Origin of the sequence: Mesorhizobium sp. SEMIA396, from assembly GCF_024518615.1 — a bacterium.
Taxonomy (GTDB): Bacteria; Pseudomonadota; Alphaproteobacteria; order Rhizobiales; family Rhizobiaceae; genus Mesorhizobium.
Genome location: NZ_JANIFC010000043.1, coordinates 1 through 445 on the forward strand (window position 1 = coordinate 1; position 445 = coordinate 445).

At 64.5% G+C, this 445-nt stretch carries 1 pseudogene; it reads right to left on the reverse strand.

The window, feature by feature from the left end:
- Positions 1-445: pseudogene (locus NP503_RS33210) on the reverse strand (transposase); the annotation flags it as partial.

Consider the following 445-nt stretch of genomic DNA (forward strand, 5'->3'; position numbering starts at 1 on the left):
CGTTGTGGCCGCGATAGCCGGCGTCGGCGAGGATGCGGCCGATCTCGTTGCCGATGGTCTTTTCCATGTCGGGGATGACGCTTGCCAGCGTGTGGCCGTCATAGGGATTGCCGGGCAGTGCTTTTGCGACTTGATCCGGGGATCACCTGGCGCGTGTCGGCCGGCTTCATCGCCCCAGTCTTGACCGCAAGGCTGAGGCTCTCCTGCAACAGCGCCATGATCCGCTCCTCGCCCATACGGCTGCGCCAACGCGTCATCGAGGAGCGGTCGAACGGCAGCGTATGGCAAAAGAACGTCTCGCCGGTGAGATACTGGAAGTAAGGGTTCTCCACCCAGCGCTCGCACAGCACCTCATCCGACAGGTTGAAGGTGTGCTTGAGGATCGCCAGCCCCGCCATCAGCCGGGTCGGCAGCGGCGGCATGCCGGGGCCGTCCGAATAGACGG